The organism is Streptomyces sp. NPDC048258 (assembly GCF_043201995.1).
Lineage (GTDB): Bacteria > Actinomycetota > Actinomycetes > Streptomycetales > Streptomycetaceae > Streptomyces.
Genome location: NZ_JBICZH010000006.1, coordinates 243096 through 264022, shown reverse-complemented (window position 1 = coordinate 264022; position 20927 = coordinate 243096). Strand labels below are relative to the sequence as shown.

Genomic DNA, 20927 nt, shown 5'->3' with positions numbered 1-20927 from the left:
GAAGACGGTACCTGATCCTGCAATCCCCCCATCGCACCGAACAGAATTCGGCAATACCCTCCCATGGGGAATAATGTCTGCCATAGCCGACCTCACCATGTACGACATCCTGGACGATCGCTTCAAGACCGGCCGGATGCTGCGCTGGGACGAGGCGACCGGCGGTCTCCGTCTTCCGCTCCCCGGCCGGACACCTCAACAGCAACCCCCCGGACCGCCAAGGCCGCCTGATCACCTGTGAGCAGGGCGGCCGGCGCGCCACCCGCACCGAACCCAACGGCGGCATCTCCGTCATCGCCGACCGTTTTGACGGAAAGCGGCTCAACAACCCCAACGACGCGGTGGACAGCCGCCCCTTCATCACCGCCACCACCTCCCTCTACTGCCTGGTGATGTCCGTGACCGGCCTTCCCCGGGTCCTCTGAGGACCGTGGCGCGTCCGGCTACCGGGCGACGAACTGCGTCAGGATCGCCTGCACCTCGTAGATGTCGACTCCCTTGGTGAACGTCTTCTCGATCGGCGCCGAGCTCCCGGATATCCAGATCTTGAGCTCGGCGTCGAGATCGAAGTGGCCGGCGGTCTCCACGGAGAAGTGCGTGATGCTCCGGTACGGGATGGAGTGGTACTCCACCTTCTTCCCCGTGAGCCCCTGCTTGTCGACGAGCACCAGCCGCCGGTCGGTGAACAGGATCGTGTCCCGGATCAGCAGATACGCGGCATGCACCTGCTCCCCCTGCCCCAGCAGTCGCGCGTAGTCCCGCTGCGCCGACGCCGGGTCGACGCTGTGCGCGTTTCCGAACAGTCCCATGAGAGCCCCCGTTTTCCGGTTCGAACGATCTTCAAAACCGTACCGAGGGCAGGACGTAACCCGCGTCCCCCGCCAGAGCCATCTCACCCCCGACTACTTCCGGGGTACCCCCTCCCCACGAAGGAGGAGACCAGCCCGTCAGGGCATACGACAGAGGCCCTCAGGATTTCTCCTGAGGGCCTCTGTCCTGCTGTGCACTCGGCAGGATTCGAACCTGCAACCTTCTGATCCGTAGTCAGATGCTCTATCCGTTAAGCTACGAGTGCTTGGGCTTCCCGGGGTTTTGCGCCCCGTTGGCCTTGCGAGAACAACAATACATGGACCTCGCCGGGACGCGAAATCCATTAGCCAAACCACCGCTGACCTGCGGAAACGAGCCGGATGAAGATCGTCCGGATGGGTTCGCACAGAGGTCGGATCGGACCGGATTGCCCCGGAACGCATCGAAGCCCCGGTCCGTCAGGACCGGGGCTTCGATGAGGTGCGGAGGCGGAGGGATTTGAACCCTCGATGGACCGTAAAGCCCAAACCGCATTAGCAGTGCGGCGCCATAGACCGGACTAGGCGACGCCTCCAGCACACCCCCGCGTACGAGGGTGCGTGCAGATGATGACACAGGCGCAGGGCCCCTCACCAATCCGCTCCCACGGTACTAGGAGGGACGGGCGGAGGGCAAAGCCTTAAAGCCGCGCGGTACGCAACATCGGCGGCCCCGCGTCGTTGGTCAGGCGTACGACGTACGGACGACCTGGAGTGCCCCATGCTGCGTCTCGCCGCCCTCGCCGTCACCTCCGCCCTGGCCGCCGCGGCCGCGGGGCCGCTGCCCCCACTGCCCCTGGGCCGGCTGCTGGCGACACCCGACCGGCTCACCATCGCCATGGCCGACACCGGCAGCCACCGGCTGGACCGCGAGTTCCGGCTCGAATGCGACCCCGTGGGCGGCGACCACCCCTGGAAGGAGCAGTCCTGCGCCCGGCTGGACCAGCTCGCCAAGAAGGGGAAGGACCCCTTCGCGCCCGTCTCCCCGAACGAGGTCTGCTCCGTGCAGTACGGGGGCCCGGCCACCGCCCAGATCACCGGGACCTGGCACGGGCAGCGCGTGGACTCGACCTTCCGCCGGACGAACGGGTGCGAAATCAGCCGCTGGGACGAGTTGGAACCTCTGCTTCCACCTGGGCGTTCCTGACCTGGGAGGATGCGCGGGATGAGTGGTATCCACCGCACATCGGCCACCCCGGCGGGGGAGTGTGGCCTTAGACTCCTCCCGTGACATGCCGGTAGTTGTGGTCAGGGAGGAAGCTCGTCGTGAGCAGCAGGCCATCCCGAGGCGCTGCTCGCCTCGCAGCAATACTCGACGCTCTTCCGGACGCGCTGTTGCTCGTCAACGCCAACGGCACTGTCGTCAACGCCAATTCGATCGCTCTCGAGGTCATGGAGAGCCCGGGTACCGGGCTCGTCGGCCGGGGCGTACTCGATCTCCTGCCCGAGTTCGACTCCAAGCTGATCCCCGGCTCCATGCGCCGGCCCGGCGAGGACGAGGGCGGCCGGACCAAGCCCGCGCGGATGATCGCGCGCCGCACCGACGGCAGCGAGTTCCCCGTCGAGGTCACCAGCGCCCATCTCGACGGACGCGACGCCTACCGCGAGCCGCAGCCCGCCTACACAGGCGACGAGCTGCTGATGCTCGTCGTACGGGACCTCTCGCAAACGGTGGACACCGAGGCCGAGCTGGCCCGCTCCCAGCGGCAGACCGAGATGATCCTGCGGGCCGCCGCCGAGGGCGTCGTCGGCACCGACACCGACGGACGAGTGGTGCTGGTCAATCCGGCCGCCGCCCAGATCCTCGGGTACCGCGCCACCGACCTCGGCAACCGCGAACTGCACGACCTGGTCCTGCACTCGCGCGCCGACGGCTCGCCCTTCCCCTTCGAGGAGTCCCCGCTCGCCGACACCCTGCGCAGCGGACGCAAGCACCGCGTGCGCGGGCAGGTGCTGTGGAACAAGGCCGGGCAGCCGGTCGCCGTCGACCTGACCACCTCGCCCGTACGGGACGGGGAGCAGCTCGTCGGCGCCGTCATGACCTTCACCGACCGGCGGCCCTACGACGCCCTCGCCGCGCGCCACGCGCAGCTGGTGGCCGTCCTCGGCGACTCGCTGCGCGGCCCGCTGGACGAGCTGCGCGGGGAGCTGGCCACGCTGGCCGCCGACGACGCGGGGCAGTTGTGGCCCGAGGCCAATCAGCTGCTGCACCATCTGGCCGCCGGCTACTCCCGGATGACCACGCTCGTGGACAACGTGCTCGGCTTCCAGCGCCTGGACTCCGGCGCCGACCGGCTCACGAAGAAGAAGACCCTGATCAACGGCGTGGTGGCGGCCGGTGTCGACGGCGCCGTCGAGCTGATCGGCCCGGGCCGCGCGCAGTTCGCCGTCCACGCGCCGACGATCGAGGCAGAGGTGGACGCGGGCCGGATCGCGACCGCGCTCGCGCACCTGATCGCGGACGTCGCAGGGGTGGACGCCACCGGCAAGACCCGTCAGGGCAGTGGGTACAGCGACTCGACGATCGTGGTGGCGGCCGCCCAGCGCGGCGATGTCGTACGGATCGAGGTGCGCGGGCCGTACGAGGGCGGCGACCCGGTCCACGAGCCGATCGTCCGGGGGATCGTGGCCGCGCACGGAGGCGTGCTGCAGACGGTGGAGGTCCCGGGCGCGCCCGGCGGCGCGTTCGTACTGGAGCTGCCGCTGGGCTCGGGCGCGGGGACCGTCACCCTGCCGGAGCCGGCGGAGGAGCCCCCGGCCGACACGGGCGCGGCGGGCCGGGTCTCCGGCGGACGGCGGGCCCGGCGCGGGGTGGACGCCTTCCTGGAGGACGAGGACCGTTCCGGCGCGGCCGGCGCCGACAGGGCCGCCGAGGGCGGCGCACTGGCACTGCCGTCCGGGCGGCGGCGGGCGGGCGAGGCCGGTGGCGAAGGCGAGACGGGTCCGGAGCTCGCGCAGTCCCCGGTGAATCCGGCGGGGCTCGGGACCGGGCGGCGCCGTGGCCGCGACGGTGACGGCAGCGGCCGAGGCGGTGCGGGCGGCCCCGGGCAGCCCGTGCCCCCGCAGGGCACCGCCATGCCCGCGCTCCCGCCCGTACCCGCGGTGCCCCCGGTTCCGCTGACGGAACATCCCGCCGGACGGCGGCGGGCCCTGGGTGCGGCCGGGCCCGCGCAGCCCGGCGGTCCCGTGCCGGCGACCGGGCTCGGGCCGACGCCCGCTCCCGCCCAGGTTCCCGCACGGCCCATCGCCCCCGAAGGCGGCTTCGCGCTGCCCGCCGGCCCGACCCCGGCGCCCCCGGCCCCGCCCGCTCCGCAGGCCCCCGCGATGGCCGGTTCGGCCTCCGCTCCCGCCGAGGCCGAAGCCGAAGCCCCCGGCGGACGGCGTGGCCGCCGGACGCTGAGCGCACCTGTCGCCGAGGCCGAAGCCCCCGCCGCGCCTCCGGCAGCGGCCGAAGGGGACCCCGTACATCCCACCGGGCGGCGTCGCGCGCTGCCCGCCACCCCGGCATGGCCGGTTCCGGCGGCCCGGACCGCTCCCGAGGCCGACGAGGCCTCCGGCCAGGTCGCGGTGCCCGGGGCTCGGCAGCCGCAGGACACCCCCGCGGAGGGCCAGGCCGCGCAGCCGATCAGCGTGCGCGCCCTCGGCACCCTCGGCCAGGGCATCTCCGTGGACCCCACCGGCTCCGGCTCCGGCCGTCGGCGCCGGCTCTCCGAGCCCGCCCCCCAGGGCCGGGCCTTCGCCATAGAAGCCCCCGAGGCGGGCTCCGACGAGGGCCCCGAGCCGCTGGACGGGCCCGGCGGCGCCGTCGAGGTCGTCAACAGTCCCGTACCGCGGCCCGTCGACGACGAGCTCCCGCCGGAGCCGCTGGACAACCCGCGGCGGCTCCTGGTGTGGCCCGCACCCGACGTACAGACGCAGCAGGCGCTCAGCGACCGCGGCTACCGCCCGGTGATCGTGCACTCTCGCGAGGAGGTGGACGCGCAGATCGCCGCGTTTCCCGCAGCGCTGTTCGTGGACCCGCTGACCGGGCCGATCACCCGTACCGCCCTGCAGTCCCTGCGCCAGGCCGCGGTGGCCGCCGAGGTGCCCGTACTGGTCACGGCCGGTCTCGGGCATGCCACGCGCGAAGCGGCATACGGCGCCGATCCGGCCGTCCTGCTGAAGGCGCTCGCTCCGCGCGACAGCGAGCAGCACCCCTCACGGGTGCTGCTGATCGAGGAGCACGACGAGATCGCTACCGCCCTTACCGCGGCGCTGGAGCGGCGCGGCCTCCAGGTCGCCCGGGCGGGCGCCGACACCGACGCCGTGGAACTCGCGACGCGGATGCGGCCCAACCTGGTCGTCATGGACCTCATGCAGGTGCGTCGCCGGCGGGCCGGGATCGTGGACTGGCTGCGCGCCAACGGGCAGCTGAACCGCACCCCGCTGGTCGTCTACACGACGGCCGGCATCGACTCGTCCGAACTGCCGCGGCTGGCCTCGGGCGAGAGCGTGCTCTTCCTCGCCGAGCGGGCCACGACGGCGGACGTACAGGGCCGCATCGTGGACCTGCTGGCCAAGATCGGCACCAACTAGCGATCCTGGCCCGATGGCCACCATCAACACCACCGAGCAGACCGTCCCCGCCGACAACGGGGAGGTGAACCTGCTGATCGCGCGACAGGTGGAGCCGGGGCACGAGGAGACCTTCGAGGCCTGGGCCCACGGGATCCTGGAGACGGCCGCGGGCTTCCCGGGCCACCTCGGATACGGGCTGTTCCGCCCGACGGTCGAGGGCGGGCCATGGTTCCTGGTCCACCGCTTCCGCGACCAGGCGGCGTTCCAGCGCTGGCAGGACTCCGCGGAGCGGGCCCAGTGGTTCTCCAACTGCCTAGGCCACCACCACACGGAGATAGTGCGCCGTGAACTGCACGGCATGGAGACGTGGTTCGCCAAGCCGGGTACGACCCGGCCCGCGCCGCCGCGGTGGAAGATGGCGATCAGCTCGGGGCTGGCCATCTTCCCGATCTCGCTGATCGGCAACGCGGTGCTCGGGCCGTACCTGGTGGATCTGCACTTCGTGGTGCGGACGGCGGCCTTCGCCGTCGTCTTCAGCACCCTGATGACCTACGTGGCCATGCCCGCAGTCAGCAAGCTGCTGCGGCCATGGCTCACGCGCGGCTAGTCCAGCTTGGTGACTTCCAACGCGCCGTCCGCGTACTGCTTGCGGATCACCTTCTTGTCGAACTTGCCGACGCTGGTCTTCGGCACCTCCTTGATGACCGCCCAGCGCTCGGGCAGCTGCCACTTGGCGATCGACTGGCTGAGGAACACGCGCAGTCCCGCGTAGTCCACGGTCGCGCCCTCCTTGAGGACCACGGTGGCCAGCGGGCGCTCGCCCCACTTGTCGTCGGGGACGGCCACGACCGCCGCCTCGGCGACCTCGGGGTGCGCCATCAGCGCGTTCTCCAGTTCCACGCTGGAGATCCATTCGCCGCCGGACTTGATGACGTCCTTGGCCCGGTCGGTGAGGGTCAGGTAGCCGTCGGGGCTGATGACGCCGACGTCCCCGGTCTTGAGCCAGCCGTCCGCACTGAACTTGTCCTCGGGGCGGAAGGGTTCGCCGGACGCGCCGCCGTAGTAGGCGCCCGCGATCCAGGTGCCGCGCACCTCCAGCTCGCCCGCCGACTCGCCGTCCCAGGGCAGGTGGTCACCGCCGGGGCCGACCAGGCGGGCCTCGACGCCCGCCGGGAAGCGGCCCTGGGTGAGCCGGTACGGCCACTCCTCCTCGGCGCTCAGGCCGGCCGGCGGGTGCGCCATCGTGCCCAGCGGGGAGGTCTCGGTCATGCCCCAGGCGTGGCAGACGCGGACGCCGAGCTTGTCGTAGGCCTCCATCAGGGAGGGCGGACAGGCCGAGCCGCCGATGGTGACGTGCTTCATCGAGCTCAGGTCGCGCGGGTTGGCGGTGACCTCGGCCAGCAGCCCCTGCCAGATGGTGGGAACGGCCGCAGCGTGCGTGGGCTTCTCCCGCTCGATCATCTCCGCGAGCGGGGCGGGCTGCAGGAAACGGTCCGGCATCAGCATGTTGATGCCGGTCATGAAGGTGGCGTGCGGCAGCCCCCAGGCGTTCACGTGGAACTGCGGGACCACGACGAGGGAGGTGTCCTTGTCGGTCAGCCCCATCGACTCGGCCATGTTGACCTGCATGGAGTGCAGGTAGATCGAGCGGTGGGAGTAGACGACGCCCTTGGGGTCCCCAGTGGTGCCGGAGGTGTAGCACATGGCGGCGGCCTGGCGCTCGTCCAGCTCGGGCCAGTCGTAGCTGTCGGAGCGGCCCGCGAGGAGCTCCTCGTACTCGTGCACGCGCACGTCCAGGCCGTCGAGCGCGGAGCGGTCGCCGATGCCGGAGACCACGACGTGCTCGATGGTCGGCAGGTGCGGCAGCAGCGGCGCCAGCAGGGGCAGGAGCGTGCCGTTGACCAGGACGACCCGGTCGGCGGCGTGGTTGACGATGAAGACCAGCTGCTCGGGAGGGAGCCGCAGGTTCAGCGTGTGCAGGACCGCGCCCATGGAGGGGATCGCGAAGTACGCCTCGACGTGCTCGGCGTTGTTCCACATGAGCGTGGCGACCCGGTCGTCCTGTTGCACACCGAGCTCGTCGCGCAAGGCGTTCGCAAGGCGGGTGGCGCGGGTACCGATCTCGGCGAAGCTGCGGCGATGCGGCTCGGCCTCCCCGGTCCAGGTCGTGACCTGGGACTTCCCGTGGATCGTCATCCCGTGTCGGAGTATGCGGGTGACGAGGAGTGGTACGTCCTGCATGGTGCTCAGCAAAGCGTCCTCCCGGTGAGCGCTGCGGCGCTGCGGCGGCTACGGATGCTGCCGATTCTGCGCACGTACCGGTCGGCATGTCACTACCCAGGGGTAGAAACCACGCTGTGTTTCACGTGAAACATCCTCTGGTTTCACGTGAAACATCTCCCGGCTCACCTGACGGGGGTCAGCTCCGGGTCGTCGCGGAGCTTGACCAGCGCGCGGGAGACGGCGCTCTTGACCGTGCCGATGGAGACTCCCAGCAGCTCGGCGGTCTGCGCCTCGCTGAGGTCCTCGTAGTAGCGCAGGACGACCATGGCCCGCTGCCGGTCGGGGAGCCGGGTCACCGCGCGCCACATCGCGTCGCGCAGGGCCTGCGCCTCCGCGGGGTCCGCGGCGGGGTACTCCTCGTTCTCCGGGAGCTCGTCGCAGGCGAACTCATCGACCTTGCGCTTGCGCCACTGGGAGGTGCGGGTGTTGACCAGGGCCCGCCGGACATAACCGTCGAGGGCGCGGTGGTCCTCGATGCGGTCCCAGGCCATGTACGTCTTCGCGAGGGCCGTCTGGAGCAGGTCCTCGGCGTCGCACGGGTTGGCGGTGAGGGAGCGCGCGGTGCGCATGAGGACCGTGCCGCGGGTCCTGACGTACGCCGAGAACGACGGGTACGGCGTCGGATTCGAGGCGAGCGTGCACACAGGCGTGGTCATGGCTCCACGCTAGGAGCGCCCGCACGTCCTGGGATCGGCCGCAAGTGCCGAAGGGGGGTCCACCTCAGGTTGTAGGGCCGGTACGGGCTCCACCTCCTGAAGGTGGAGGAGGCGGAGCCCGGCGGCTTGCGGATCTCAGCCGTCGGCGCCGAGGATCAGCCCGGACGTCGGTACCCCGGTGCCCGCTGTGACCAGAACGTGCTCGGCCCCCGCGGCCTGGTTGACGGAAGTACCGCGCAGCTGGCGGACGGCCTCCGCGATGCCGTTCATGCCGTGCAGGTAGGCCTCCCCGAGCTGGCCGCCGTGGGTGTTGAGCGGCAGCGCGTCCGCGGCGACGAAATCGGCGGCCTCGCCGGGCCCGCAGAAGCCGAACTCCTCCAGCTGCATGAGCACGAAGGGGGTGAAGTGGTCGTAGAGGATGCCGACGTCGATGTCCGAGGGCCGCAGCCCGCTGGTCCGCCACAGCTGGCGCGCGACCACGTCCATCTCCGGCAGCCCGCTGAGACCGTCCCGGTAGAAGGAGGTCATGGCCTCCTGGCGGCGGCCTGCGCCCTGCGCGGCAGCGGTGATCACGGCGGGCGCGTGCCTCAGGTCGCGCGCCCGCTCGGCCGTGGTGACGACGAGGGCCTGGCCGCCGTCGGTCTCCTGACAGCAGTCCAGCAGCCGCAGCGGCTCCACGATCCAGCGCGAGGCGGCATGGTCGGCGAGGGTGATGGGCTTGCCGTGGAAGTACGCGGCGGGGTTGTTCGCGGCGTGCCGGCGGTCGGTGACCGCGACGTGCCCGAAGGCCTCGGGGGTGAGGCTGTAGGTGTGCAGGTAGCGCTGGGCGGACATGGCCACCCAGGAGGCCGGGGTCAGCAGCCCCCAGGGCAGCGACCAGCCGAGCGCCGCGCCCTCCGCCGAGGGCTCGCGCTGCTGGACGCCGGAGCCGAAGCGGCGCCCGGAGCGCTCGTTGAAGGCGCGATAGCAGACCACGACCTCCGCCACCCCGGTGGCGACGGCGAGGGCGGCCTGCTGGACGGTGGCGCAGGCCGCGCCACCGCCGTAATGGATGCGGGAGAAGAAGGACAGGTCCCCTATGCCAGCCGCCTGGGCGACGGTGATCTCCGGGCTGGTGTCCATCGTGAAGGTGACCATGCCGTCGACATCGGCCGGGGTCAGCCCGGCGTCGTCGAGCGCGGCGTGCACGGCCTCGACGGCGAGCTTGAGCTCGCTGCGGCCGGAGTCCTTGGAGAACTCGGTCGCGCCGATTCCGGCGATGGCGGCGCGGCCGCCGAGCTCGTCGCGGGTACGGACGCTCATGCCGGCACCTCCGCGGTGACCGTCCCCGTGACGTGGTGTCCGATCCCGTTGGCGCCGATGACCCGGATCTCGACGGTGTTCCCGTCCACCGCGGTGACGGTGCCGGTCAGGGTCATCGTGTCGCCCGGGTAGTTGGGGGCGCCGAGGCGGATGGCCACCTTGCGCAGGACGCCCCGCGGCCCGAGGTGATCCGTGATGTACCGGCCGACCAGGCCGTTCGTGGTCAGGATGTTCATGAAGATGTCCGGGGAGCCCTTCTCCCGCGCGAGCGACGCGTCGTGGTGCACGTCCTGGTAGTCGCGGGAGGCGATCGCGCCCGCGACGATCAGGGTGCGGGTGACCGGTATCTCCAGCGGCGGGAGCTCCTCGCCGACTCTCAGCGCGCCGAGCATGATTCAGCCCTCCTGCGCCAGTACGGCGCCCAGTTCGGCCAGCAGCTCGCTGCCGCAGCCCAGATACGCGTCCAGCTGGCGCCCCCACAGGAAGTGCCGGTGCACGGGGTAGTCCAGATCGGCGCCCATGCCGCCGTGCAGGTGCTGGCCCGCGTGCACGACCCGCTTGCCCGCCTCCGAGGCCCACCAGGCCGCCGTCAGCGCGTGTTCGCGCGCCGCGAGCCCTTGGTCGATGCGCCAGGCCGCCTCGTACGCGGTCACCCGGATCGCCTCGGTGTCCATGTACGCGTCGGCCGCACGCAGCATGACCCCCTGGTTGGTGGAGAGCGGCCGGCCGAACTGCTCGCGCGTGGAGGTGTACTCCACTGCCCGGGCGAGCGAACCGGCGCAGACGCCCGCCTGGAGCCCGGCGAAGGCGGTACGGGCGGCGGCGAGCGTGTCCTCGTAGGCATCCTGGTGGGCGCTGTCGCTCCCGACGCGTTCGGCCTCGGCTCCGGTCAGGGTCAGCCGGCCCGCCGACCAGGGGGCGGTGGTCTCCACCGGGGACGTCCGTACGCCCGGGGCGTCCGTCCGTACGAGCCACAGCGCGCGGTCCGCGTCCGGGACCAGTACGTGCGTGGCCTCGCGCAGCCAGGGCACCGCGGGGGCGGTCCCGGTGAGCCGGCCGTCCTCGGCGGTGATCCGGCCGCGGGCCGGGAAGACCCCGGTGGCCACCGCCTCGCCCGTGCCGATGGCGGGCAGCAGGCGGGCGCGCTGCTCGGCGCTGCCGTGCGATACCAGGGGGAGCATGCCGTACACGCAGGTGGCGGCGTAGGGGACCTGGGCGGTGGTACGTCCCTGTTCCTCCAGCAGCAGGACCAGGCCCAGCAGGCCGATGTCCTGGACGGCGGCGATCAGCCCGGAGGTGGCGAGGGCCTTCCACAGCTCGGCGTCGCTGCCGGTGCCCGCGGCGGCCAGGCGTTCGTGGGTGGCGAGGTCGCGGAAGATCTGGGCGGCGAGGCCGGCCGCGACGGCCTGCTCCTCGGAGGGGTGGAAGTCCATCAGCCCTCACTCCCGCGGAAGACGGGGAGTTCGAGCTCGTCGTCGACGCGCAGGAACTCCAGCTGGACGGGCATGCCTATGCGCACCTTGTCGTAGGGGACGCCGGTGATGTTGCTGATCATCCGGACGCCCTCGGCGAGCTCGACGAGCGCGACCGCGTAGGGAGGGGCGAAAGCCGGGAAGGGCGGGTGGTGCATGACGACGTAGCTGAACACCGTGCCGGTGCCCGACGCCTCGACGGTGTCCCAGTCGGGGGAGGCGCAGGCATTGCAGCCGGGCAGCCACGGGAAGCGGAGGGTGGCGCAGGCGGTGCAGCGCTGGATCAGGAGCTTGTGGTCCCGGACCCCGTCCCAGAAGCCCTGGTTGTCGCGGTTGATCACCGGGCGGGGCCGCCGGGCGGTGGGCTTCTCCCGTCGGGCCGCGGGCGCGTACTTGAGGATCCGGAAGCGGTGGGTGCCGGCGAGCTCACCGTCCACGCGGACGTCCGTGCGGGTGGTCACGAAGTGGCCGGTGCCCAGCTTGGTCGTCTTGCGCGGGGACACGGACTCGATGACGGCGTCGAAGGTGACGGCGTCGCCGGGCCGCAGCGGGCGCAGGTACTCCTGCTCGCAGTCGGTGGCGACCACGGAGGTACAGCCCGCGTCGTCGAGGAGCGCGAACAGCTCGTCGTAGGCGGACGACCGGTCGGTGTGGCCGGAGAGGCCGCCCATCGTCCAGGCCTGGAGCATGGTGGGCGGCGCGACGGCGTCCGGACCGGTGTAGGCGGGGTTCGCATCGCCCATCGCCTCGCACCAGTGGCGGATCATCGGTTCGTTGACCGCGTCCTTGCCCCGGCCGGCGGTCGCCGCGGGCTGCCCTTCGAAGGCCTTGAGCAGCTCGTGGAAGCGGGCTGCTTCCTCGGCTGCGCCCGTTGCGTACGCCGTCATCGCTTTCTCCCCTTCATGCCGAGCCGCATCATGGCGACGATCTCCCGCTGGACCTCGCTGACGCCGCCTCCGAAGGTGTTGATCTGCGCGGCCCGGTTCATCCGCTCCAGCTCGCCGCCCGCGAAAGCCGCGGGCCCCCGGATCAGGGCCTCCTCGCCCACCACCTCCTGGCACATCCGGTACACCTCGACGGTGGATTCGGTGCCGAGGAACTTCACGCCGCTGGCGTCGCCGGGGGCGAGGGTGCCGCCGCCCACGTCCTGGACGAGGCGCCAGTTGAGGAGGCGTACGGCCGCCAGCCGGGCGTGCGCCTCCGCCAGCCGGGACCGCACCCAGGGCAGGTCGGCGGGGCGCTCTCCGGTGACCGGGTCGGGGGTGCGGGCGTGGGCGAGGGCGGCTTCGCAGAAGTCCTCGGCCTGCATGCCGATGGCGGCGAGGGCGACGCGCTCGTGGTTGAGCTGGTTGGCGATCAGGCCCCAGCCGCCGTGCTCGGGGCCGACGAGGTTGCCGGCGGGGACGCGGACGGAGTCGTAGTACGTCGCCGTGGTGGTGAGCCCACCGACGGTGGCGATCGGAGTCCAGGAGAAACCGGCGGCCTCGGTGGGCACCAGGATGATCGAGATGCCCTTGTGCTTGGGGGCCTGCGGGTCGGTACGGCAGGCGAGCCAGATCCAGTCCGCGTTCTGGGCGTTGGAGGTGAAGATCTTCTGCCCGTCGATCAGCCAGTCGCCTCCCTCGCCGCCGTCTCCGCCCTCTCCGGCCTCTCGGACGGCGCGGGTACGCAGCGAGGCGAGGTCGGTACCGGCCTCGGGCTCGGAGTAGCCGATGGCGAAGACGATGTCGCCCTTGAGGATCCGGGGCAGGAAGTAGTCCTTCTGCTCCTGGGTCCCGTACTTCATCAGAGTCGGACCGACGGTGTTGAGCGTGACCATGGAGACGGGGGCGCCGGCCCGGTACGCCTCGTCGAAGAAGACGAACTGCTCGTCAGGGCCGCGCCCTTGGCCACCGTACTCGACGGGCCAGCCGAGGCCGAGAAGGTCGTCGGCGCCGATGCGGCGCAACAGTTCGCGCTGGCGGACCGGGTCCTCGGGGACGCCGTCCGGCAGCAGGTCCTGGAAGTACTCCCGCAGTTCGGCGCGGAGCCGCAACTGGCCTTCGGTCGGGGCGAGGTGCACGGCGCTGGCCTCCCGGCATCACATCATCGAGTAAACCTGACTGTCCGTCAGATTCACCCGTGGTGTCAAGGTCGCGAAGGCGGAGGGCGCCGCGGAGGCACCTCGGCGGGAGCACGGGCATGCGCGAGGACGCCCGCGCTACCGGACCCCAGCCGGTCCGGTCGCACGGGCGCCCTCAACAGTCGGAGCGACTCAGGCCGCCGCTACCACCAGGGGTGGAAGTTGACCGCCACATTCGAGTTGGACTGGTCGATCGCGGTGAAGGCCGAGCCGTTGACCTGCGCGGTGTTGTTCTGGTTGGAGGCGCCGGAGCCGGTCGCCACCTGCTGCGAAGTGGAGGAGTTGCCGTGGTTGTTGCCGCCCACGCCGCTGCCGATGATGCTGGCGACGCTCGCATTCGATCCGTCGTTCGCGAAGGAGCCGTTGTCAGCCGATGCCACCCCGCCGAAGAGCGCAACGGCGAGGGGGAAAGCGGCGACGGCGGCGATGACGCGGGCGGTACGGATGCTTGCCATGTCTGAATCCTCCAGAAAACCGAAGTGGGAATTGCTCCAAGGCAGTTGGCCGACCGCCTCGGTCGTTCCGTGTGGTGACGACGTCGCGAGACCAGAGTTGCCCACCGAATCCCCGGCGAACCACCCCGGACTCGACGATTCCCCCGCAAGCATGACCAACAGCGGATAAACGTCATTCGCGCCCCCGAGCCCCAGGTCAGGCCCCTGGGAACCCGCTGAAATCCCTGCCACACACGCGATGAACCGTTTCACCAGACTTACGTGTCCCGGACATGCCGAAAAGGACCGCGCCGTCCGGGAACCCCACCGTCTCCCGGGCCTGCGGCCCTGCAATGCCAAGCTTCGCGCCCCCTGCGCGCTCATGCGTCCGCCGGGGCAATCCATCCGCGCCCCGCTCCGGGGGCGCTGCGCGGCGCGATCCGCGGTCACGCATGACCGGGCTCAAGCGCCTGTTCCCACTCCTGGTCCTGCTCCTGCTCCTGGTCCTGCTCGCGTACGTGTTCCTGTCCGGTGGCGGCGCGTACGCCGGCGAAACCGGGTCCTGCGACTGCCGTACGGACCTACGCGGCGAGCGCGAGCACTTCCCGGGCGGCGTCGGCGGAGGCCGGGGCGGCGACTCCGGTCGTGGGTGCGTTCGTGGCTGCGACGTGGGTTCCGACCGGGGATCCGACGGGGGTCAGGGCTCGGGCAGTGGCTCCCGGCCCGGCGCCCATGGCCGCGGCGGTGGTGGAGCGGCGGACGGACGGGGTCTTGCCGTGCGCCTCGGCGCGGATCCGCTGCTTGATGGTCGGCGGGAGCGAACCTCCCCGCATCATCGCCCGCCAGGTCCGCCGGGCCGTGAAGGCCGGGCGCCGCACCGCTGCGGCCGGGCCGGCGGGAGCCGGGACGGAGGCGGCGGCCGGAGCGGCCTTCCCAGCGAGACCGAGAGAGGAGAGGAGGGCCACGAGAGCGGCGAGGACGGAGGTCCAGATCGACGTGACGATGCTGCGGTGAGCCATGACGGGTGCCTCGTTTCGAGATGTTCCGACGGGCGGATCTGAATACATTCGTCATGATGTGGCCGCAACCGCACCGCCCCCACGACCCGCGCCGATCTTCCGACAAACACCACTCGGAAGGCCCAAAGAGCGAAACCGACACCCCCGAAAACAGCGGTGCCCCCTTGATCGCCGGGGCCCAGGGACGTCAGGAACACAAGCCCAGCCCGGGCACCCTGCGGTGCACGCTCGGAACCGACCGGCAACCGGAAAAAGTTGTCGCCCGCCTTACTGCGACGGAGGACAACAGCCGCCAGGGCGGCGACCGGCCCAGTGCGCGCGGACGGTGGCGGGACCGCCACGGACGCTCTCTGCGCGCGCCCGACGCGATCTCGGGACCGCTAAGCCAGAAGGGGTACCACCGGATCGGTGGCACCCCTTCTGAGCTGGGCCTGAGCCCGGCTGAGTGCGGTGGGTGTGGGATTTGAACCCACGGTGACTCGCGCCACGACGGTTTTCAAGACCGTTCCCTTAGGCCGCTCGGGCAACCCACCTGGCCGGTACAGAGTACCGGCCAGGTGGGGATGGCGGGGGCGGCTGTGGATCAGGCGGTCTGCGCCTTGTCGTAGGCCGCCTTCGCCTCGTTGCCGAAGTACGGGCCGTACATACGGTTCGGCAGGAAGGTGTAGCCGAAGCTGTTCACCGAGACCTGGGTGCCGAGGCCGGTGGCCTCGTTGAAGTCCTGGAACCAGGGGCCGCCGCTGGAGCCGCCGGTCATGTTGCAGGCCAGGCTGTGGTCCTTCGTGAGCAGGAAGTCCTTGCCGCTGTTGCCGCTGCAGTAGACGAGCTTGGTGCCGTCGTACGGGGCCGCCGCGGGGAAGCCGAAGGAGTACATCTTCTTGTTGTATCCGCCGTTGAAGAGGATGCCCTGGGCTCCGACGGCCTGGCTGAGGGTCTGTCCGTTCAGCGGGGCGACAACGGCGAGGCCGACGTCCATGTTCATGTCCTCGCTGGCCGCCCACTGGTCGGTGGCGAAGGTCTTGGTGGCCGACCACTGGCCATAGGGCGCGTTGCCGTTGTTGTAGCCGGGGACGAAGACCCAGTTGGTGTGCCAGGCGCCCTGGTACTTCACGCAGTGGCCGGCCGTGATGACCGTGCTGCCGTTGGCACTGGTGATCGAGTCACCGGAGCAGGAGGCGGTCCGGTCTCCCATGGTGAAGAAGACCCGACCCGAGGTCTTCACGACCGCGCCGGCGCCCGTCCAGGCGCCGCCCGCCTGCGGGAAGGCCGTGGGGGAGGCCGTCAGGGCCGACGAGGACGCCGTCGGGGGAATGCTGGTGGGCGCGGCCGAGGTGGCGACCGGCGTCCGGGTCGCGCCGGGGGCCGCCGTGACGTCGAGCGGGGTGGCGCTCCTCATGCGCTCGGCGGTCCAGAAGTCCTGGGCGTGCTGCTGCCGGAAGGACGCGGGGGCGTCCGCCGCGATCGAGGGGGTGGCCGCCGTCAGAGTGCCCGCGATCAGGGCGCCTGCCGCCAAGAGGATGGATGCGGCGGTGCGATGACGATTCACGCATGACTCCTTCTGCCGTGCCCGGTCCGGTCCTGTCGGTCGGACCAGGGCAGGGTGGGGGTGAAGAACGGTCGGTGCGGATCGGCTGTGCTGTCCGTGTTGTGTGTGTGCCGTGCCGTGTGCGCTGTGCCGTGCAGTGCGCGCCGTGCGGCTTGCCGGGCAGAGTGGCACAGCCGCGCGTCATTGTCAGCGGGCAGTCAGAACGTTCGGTCGGTTCCGGCCACGATTTGGCCAACTCCCTTCCGTCCCGGCGTCATACGGTGAGCAGCACGCCCACGTACGAGACCCCCGCGACCACCACCCAGGCCCCGAGCCCGAGCACGGCGGCCCGCCCGCCGGTCCGGGCCAGCGTCGGCAGGTGCACCGCGCTCCCCAGGCCGAACAGGGCCGCCGCGAGCAGCGCCTCCTGAGCGGTGTGCGCCCACTCCAGCGCCACGTCCGGCAGCGTCCCCGTGGCGCGCAGGCCCGCCGCTGCCAGGAATCCGGCCACGAACAGCGGGACCGGGGCAGGGCGGCGTCCCGACGCCGTGCGTACCCCGCGCCGCCGGGCCCGTACGGCGAAGGCCACGGCCGCCACCAGCGGGGCGAGCAGGGCCACCCGCATCAGCTTGACCAGCACCGCCTCGCCGAGCGCGCCCGGTCCGGCGGTCTGCGCGGTGGCCACCACCTGGCCGACGTCGTGGACGCTCGCACCGACCCACCGCCCGAAGGCGGGGTCGGAGAGCCCCAACGGCCCTTGCAGCAGGGGAAGAACCGCGATGGCGAGCGTCCCGCACAGGGTCACCAGGGCCACCGAGGCCGCCACGTCCTCCTCGTCACTGCCGGACACCTCGCTCACCGCGCCGATCGCCGAGGCCCCGCAGATCGAGTACCCGGTGGCGATCAACAGCGGCTGGTCGCCCGGGAGTCCGAGGCGGCGGCCCAGCCAGAGGGTCCCGAAGAAGGTGGCCGCGACCACCCCGGCCACCATGGCCACCGTCGCCCAGCCGAGCCGGAGGACCTGGTCCAGCCCCAGGCCGAGGCCCAGCAGGACGATGCCGATCCGCATCAGCCGCCGGGCCGCCAGGGAGAGGCCCGGGCGGGCGCTACCGCGTACGAACGTCCGTAGGCCGGGAAGGTGCGCCGCCGCGATGCCGAGCACCACCGACGCGGTCAGCATGGGGACGGCCGGCACCGCCCGGTGGATGCACCAGGCCGCCAGCGCCCCGCCCGCGGCTGCCGCCAACCCCCGCCAGGGAGTGGATGTTTCACGTGAAACACGCGGGACCGCCACACCCTGAGGGCGGTGGAGGAGGGCCATCAGTCGACAGGGAGCGTGTAGACACGACGGATGCTGGTGCCCAGCCGGGAGACGTCCGCTCCGTACACGTGCAGGGATATCGCCTTCGTGCGACAGGAATTGCGCACCTTGTGGATGTCACCGGGCGGGGCGAATCCGCAGACCTCCCCCTGGCCGTTGACGACGTCCTCGGTGACGACCAGCCGGGCGGCATCGGTTCCCGGTGCGAGCCGGTAGCGGCGTTCGCTCTCCTCGCCCTGGTGCACCCCGGCCACGCACCACGACACGTGGTCGTGGATGCAGGTCTCCTGGCCGGGCAGCCAGACCAGCGCCACCACCGAGAAGCTGCCGTCGGACTCGGCGTGCAGGATGTGCTGCCGGTACCGCTCCGGGTCGCCTTCCTGCTGCGCCGGGGTCAGCAGGTCGGGCGCGCCCAGGTACGGGGCGAGGCGTTCGCCCACCAGGTACGCGGTCAGGTCCGGAGCCAGACCCCGGTCCACGACCCTGCGGATCTCACTGACGAGGGCGGCCATCCTCGTGGTCGTACGGGCCGGCGTGGTGGTGGTCATATCGGCAGCGTGCTGCCGCCGTTCCATCACGTCCAACGACAGTTATGACCCGAAATCCCAACCACCGCTTATGGATCGGTCAGCAGCCGACCCGGTTCGCCGCCACTCGCTTCAGCGCGTCGAGAACCACGGCCGTCGCCGGGATGCGCAGGTGGTCCCGGTAGACGTAGGCGGCGATGTGCCGGCGTGCGGCGGGCTGGAGCGCCCGCCCGCAGACCCGGTTCAGCGAGAGGGAGGGAAGTACCAGCGCGGGCATCATCGCCACGCCCAGCCCCTGTGCGACCAGGCTCTGCACCACCAGGTTGTCGTCGCTCGAGAAGCGGATGTCGGGCACGAAACCCAGCTCCGCGCACTCGTGCAGCAGGTTGGCCCGGCAGCGCGGGCAGCCCGCGATCCAGCGCTCCTCGGCGAGGTCGGCGAGGTGCACGGCGCGGCGCCGGGCCAGCGGGTGCCCGGTCGGCAGCAGCACCGTCAGCTGGTCCTCCAGCAGCCTGACCTCGGCGACCTCCTCCGGGACCTCCTCGTGCAGCCCGGGATAGGTGAAGGCCAGGGTGATGTCGCACTCCCCGCGCTCCAGTCGGCGCAGCGACTCCGGAGGCTCCCCCTCCAGCAGTTCCACCTGTACGCCGGGGTGCTCCTTGGCGAGACCGCTCAGGGCCTCCGGGACGAGGGTGACATTGCCGCTGGGAAAGCCGCACAGCCGGACCCGGCCCGTGCGCAGGCGCGCGTACGCCTTCAACTGGGCCTCGGCTGCGGAGAGGCTGCCGAGGATCGTCTCGGCGTGCCGGGAGAGGGATTCCCCGGCCTCGGTGAGCTGCATCTTTCGACCCACCCGGGTGAACAGCGGGGTTCCCACGGCGCGTTCGAGCGCCTTCATCTGCTGGGTGATGGCGGGCTGGGTGTAGCCCAGCACTCTGGCGGCCGCCGAGTAGGACCCGGCGGCGACAACCGCGTGGAACGTCCGGATGTGCCGGGAATCGAACACCCCTGAAGCATAAGCGGACGTTGGGAGGGGCCGTAGGCGGTATTACGCCCACGGCCCCTCCGCATCAAGCCAGTGGTCCCGGCCGCGTGGCGGCTACTTGTCCCCGACGCGCGAGCCGAGGGTGATGTCGACCGTGGTCGGCTTGCCGCCGCGCAGGTAGGTCAGCTTGACCGTGTCGCCCGGCTTGTAGGTCCAGATCATGCTGATGAGGCTCGGACCGCTGTCGACCGGCTTGCCGCCGAACTCGGTGATGACGTCGCCGGGCTTCAGGCCCGCCTTGCCCGCCGGGCCGTTCGGGTCGACCAGGTCGTTGGCGGGCGCTCCCTGCTCGGAGATCTTGGCGCCCTCGGCCTTGGCCTGGAGGTCCACGGAGACCGAGATCACCGGGTATACCGGCTTGCCCGTCTTGATCAGCGACTCGGCGACGTTCTTCGCCTGGTTGATCGGGATGGCGAAGCCGAGGCCGATCGAACCGGCCTGGCCGCCGCCGAAGCCGCCGTTGCCGGCCGACTGGATCGCGGAGTTGATGCCGATGACCGCGCCGCGCCCGTCGAGGAGGGGGCCGCCGGAGTTGCCCGGGTTGATCGAGGCGTCCGTCTGGAGCGCGCTCATGTACGAGTTCTTGCCGCCGGAGCCGTCGCCGGAGGCGACCGGGCGGTTCTTGGCGCTGACGATGCCCGTCGTGACCGTGTTGGACAGGCCGAAGGGGGCGCCGATCGCGATGGTGGCGTCGCCGACCGCGACCTTCTCGGAGTCACCGAGCGGCAGCGGCTTGAGCCCGGCCGGCGGGTTCTTCAGCTTGAGGACGGCGACGTCGTAGCCCTGGGCCCGGCCCACCACCTCGGCGTCGTACTTCTTGCCGTCGGAGAAGGTGGCCGTGAGCTTGCCGCCGTTCGCGGCGGAGGCCACGACGTGGTTGTTGGTGAGGATGTGGCCCTGCTGGTCGTAGACGAACCCGGTGCCGGTGCCGCCCTCGCCGTCGCCGGCCGAGGCCTCGATGGTGACCACGCTGGGCAGCGCGCCCGCGGCCAGGCCCGCGATGGAGCCGGCCTCCCGCTTCAGCTCCTTCGGCGTGTTGCCCGCGCTGATCGTGGTCGAGCCGGTGCCGTTCTCGCTGCGGTCCGCGGCCCAGTAGCCGACGCCGCCGCCGATGCCGCCCGCCAGGAGGGCCGCCACGAGCACGCCCGCGATCATGCCGCCCTTGCCCTTCGGCTTGGCCGGGGGCGTGCCGTCCGCACCGGGGGGAACGCCCCAGGCGCCGCCGTGGCCGCCGCCCGCACCGTACGCGGGCACCGTGGGCGGCGGGGGCGGCCAACCCTCGGCTCCGTGGGCGGCCGGGACGTGCGGCTGCGCGGGGGCCTGGCCGTAAGCCGGGGCAGGAGCCGCAGGCGCGGGCTCCGGAGTGGGCGGGATCTGCTGGGTCGGCTCGGTGCCGGGCGCGGGAGTCGGCGGCAACTGCTGGGTCACCGGCTCGGCGGCCACCGGTGCCGGGGCAGCCTGGGGCGCGGCCGGGGGCGCGTCGGACAGCTGCGGAGCGGGCGCGGGCGCCGGTCCCGGCGCCTGCGTCGCGGAGGCCGGAGCAGGGGGTGCGGACGGGGCCGCGGGGGGTGTCGGGGCCGCGGTGCCCTCGTTCTCGGTGCTCACAGCGCTCTCTCCTCGTCACACACGGCTTCAGAAATCTCTGGCGATATCGGTCCGACTGAACGTTCGACGTGCCGCACAAGTTCCTGGGCAAAGCCTTTCCCATGACCCGTCAGAGCACTGTAAGCCGGACCTGTGCATCTGCCTCCATTCTTTATATCCGACATTTCAGATGCATCCCCAGTACCTGGCCTCGACGCCCGACGGGCTGTCG

At 71.5% G+C, this 20927-nt stretch carries 18 protein-coding genes, 3 tRNA genes and 1 pseudogene; 4 read left to right on the top strand and 18 right to left on the bottom strand.

Annotated elements, in window-relative coordinates; all coding sequences use genetic code 11:
- Positions 1-73: 73 nt before the first annotated feature.
- Positions 74-344: pseudogene (locus ACGFYQ_RS16980) on the top strand (SMP-30/gluconolactonase/LRE family protein); the annotation flags it as partial.
- 99 nt (positions 345-443) lie between these two features.
- Here the strand turns inward: ACGFYQ_RS16980 and ACGFYQ_RS16975 are convergent.
- The 3 genes from ACGFYQ_RS16975 to ACGFYQ_RS16965 form a co-directional block, all read right to left on the bottom strand.
- The gene (locus ACGFYQ_RS16975; RefSeq protein WP_393744500.1) at positions 444-809 is read right to left on the bottom strand and encodes a PH domain-containing protein; all 366 of its coding nucleotides are present in this window, start codon (positions 807-809) and stop codon (positions 444-446) included.
- A 193-nt stretch (positions 810-1002) separates the two neighbouring features.
- Positions 1003-1075 (bottom strand) — tRNA-Arg (locus ACGFYQ_RS16970).
- A 218-nt stretch (positions 1076-1293) separates the two neighbouring features.
- Positions 1294-1384: transfer RNA gene (locus ACGFYQ_RS16965), tRNA-Ser, on the bottom strand.
- Positions 1385-1569: 185 nt separating this feature from the next.
- Here ACGFYQ_RS16965 and ACGFYQ_RS16960 point away from each other — a divergent pair.
- From ACGFYQ_RS16960 to ACGFYQ_RS16950, 3 genes are all read left to right on the top strand, one after another.
- Positions 1570-1995 (top strand): SSI family serine proteinase inhibitor, encoded by a 426-nt coding sequence (locus ACGFYQ_RS16960; protein WP_393744498.1) that lies wholly within the window; start codon positions 1570-1572, stop codon positions 1993-1995.
- 119 nt (positions 1996-2114) lie between these two features.
- On the top strand, positions 2115-5423 hold the full coding sequence (locus ACGFYQ_RS16955) for a PAS domain-containing protein (protein ID WP_393744496.1): 3309 nt from the start codon (positions 2115-2117) through the stop codon (positions 5421-5423).
- A gap of 13 nt (positions 5424-5436) precedes the next feature.
- Entirely contained in the window at positions 5437-6012 is a 576-nt protein-coding gene (locus ACGFYQ_RS16950; RefSeq protein WP_393744494.1) for an antibiotic biosynthesis monooxygenase, read from the top strand.
- On the opposite strand, the gene ACGFYQ_RS16945 is transcribed toward ACGFYQ_RS16950, so the two are convergent.
- From ACGFYQ_RS16945 to ACGFYQ_RS16875, 15 genes are all read right to left on the bottom strand, one after another.
- Positions 6009-7658 carry a long-chain fatty acid--CoA ligase gene (locus ACGFYQ_RS16945; protein ID WP_393744492.1) on the bottom strand — a complete coding sequence of 550 codons (1650 nt, stop codon included), beginning with the start codon at positions 7656-7658 and terminating at the stop codon, positions 6009-6011. The two genes, ACGFYQ_RS16950 and ACGFYQ_RS16945, sit on opposite strands and share 4 nt — an antisense overlap.
- A gap of 152 nt (positions 7659-7810) precedes the next feature.
- The gene (locus tag ACGFYQ_RS16940) at positions 7811-8344 is read right to left on the bottom strand and encodes a SigE family RNA polymerase sigma factor (protein ID WP_393744490.1); all 534 of its coding nucleotides are present in this window, start codon (positions 8342-8344) and stop codon (positions 7811-7813) included.
- Positions 8345-8479: 135 nt separating this feature from the next.
- Positions 8480-9646 carry a lipid-transfer protein gene (locus tag ACGFYQ_RS16935; protein WP_393744488.1) on the bottom strand — a complete coding sequence of 389 codons (1167 nt, stop codon included), beginning with the start codon at positions 9644-9646 and terminating at the stop codon, positions 8480-8482.
- The gene (locus tag ACGFYQ_RS16930; protein WP_393744704.1) at positions 9643-10026 is read right to left on the bottom strand and encodes a MaoC family dehydratase; all 384 of its coding nucleotides are present in this window, start codon (positions 10024-10026) and stop codon (positions 9643-9645) included. Before ACGFYQ_RS16930 ends, ACGFYQ_RS16935 begins: the two co-directional genes overlap by 4 nt.
- 15 nt (positions 10027-10041) lie before the next feature.
- Positions 10042-11079 (bottom strand): acyl-CoA dehydrogenase family protein, encoded by a 1038-nt coding sequence (locus tag ACGFYQ_RS16925; protein ID WP_393744486.1) that lies wholly within the window; start codon positions 11077-11079, stop codon positions 10042-10044.
- Complete coding sequence (locus tag ACGFYQ_RS16920; RefSeq protein WP_393744484.1) at positions 11079-12005, bottom strand: bifunctional MaoC family dehydratase N-terminal/OB-fold nucleic acid binding domain-containing protein; 927 nt, start codon at positions 12003-12005, stop codon at positions 11079-11081. Before ACGFYQ_RS16920 ends, ACGFYQ_RS16925 begins: the two co-directional genes overlap by 1 nt.
- Positions 12002-13180, bottom strand: a complete 1179-nt coding sequence (locus ACGFYQ_RS16915; protein ID WP_393744482.1) for an acyl-CoA dehydrogenase family protein — start codon at positions 13178-13180, stop codon at positions 12002-12004. Before ACGFYQ_RS16915 ends, ACGFYQ_RS16920 begins: the two co-directional genes overlap by 4 nt.
- A gap of 203 nt (positions 13181-13383) precedes the next feature.
- Positions 13384-13695 carry a hypothetical protein gene (locus ACGFYQ_RS16910; protein ID WP_393744480.1) on the bottom strand — a complete coding sequence of 104 codons (312 nt, stop codon included), beginning with the start codon at positions 13693-13695 and terminating at the stop codon, positions 13384-13386.
- Between the two features lie 560 nt (positions 13696-14255).
- Entirely contained in the window at positions 14256-14693 is a 438-nt protein-coding gene (locus ACGFYQ_RS16905; RefSeq protein ID WP_393744478.1) for a DUF6344 domain-containing protein, read from the bottom strand.
- A 448-nt stretch (positions 14694-15141) separates the two neighbouring features.
- Positions 15142-15226: transfer RNA gene (locus ACGFYQ_RS16900), tRNA-Ser, on the bottom strand.
- A 50-nt stretch (positions 15227-15276) separates the two neighbouring features.
- Positions 15277-16239 (bottom strand): trypsin-like serine peptidase, encoded by a 963-nt coding sequence (locus ACGFYQ_RS16895; RefSeq protein WP_393744476.1) that lies wholly within the window; start codon positions 16237-16239, stop codon positions 15277-15279.
- Positions 16240-16492: 253 nt separating this feature from the next.
- Complete coding sequence (locus tag ACGFYQ_RS16890; RefSeq protein ID WP_393744474.1) at positions 16493-17539, bottom strand: YeiH family protein; 1047 nt, start codon at positions 17537-17539, stop codon at positions 16493-16495.
- Positions 17539-18087 (bottom strand): cysteine dioxygenase, encoded by a 549-nt coding sequence (locus tag ACGFYQ_RS16885; RefSeq protein WP_393744472.1) that lies wholly within the window; start codon positions 18085-18087, stop codon positions 17539-17541. The genes ACGFYQ_RS16890 and ACGFYQ_RS16885 overlap by 1 nt, the downstream gene beginning before the upstream one ends.
- A gap of 79 nt (positions 18088-18166) precedes the next feature.
- Positions 18167-19072 (bottom strand): LysR substrate-binding domain-containing protein, encoded by a 906-nt coding sequence (locus ACGFYQ_RS16880; RefSeq protein ID WP_393744470.1) that lies wholly within the window; start codon positions 19070-19072, stop codon positions 18167-18169.
- Between the two features lie 93 nt (positions 19073-19165).
- On the bottom strand, positions 19166-20716 hold the full coding sequence (locus ACGFYQ_RS16875; RefSeq protein WP_393744468.1) for a S1C family serine protease: 1551 nt from the start codon (positions 20714-20716) through the stop codon (positions 19166-19168).
- Between the last annotated feature and the right edge of the window lie 211 nt (positions 20717-20927).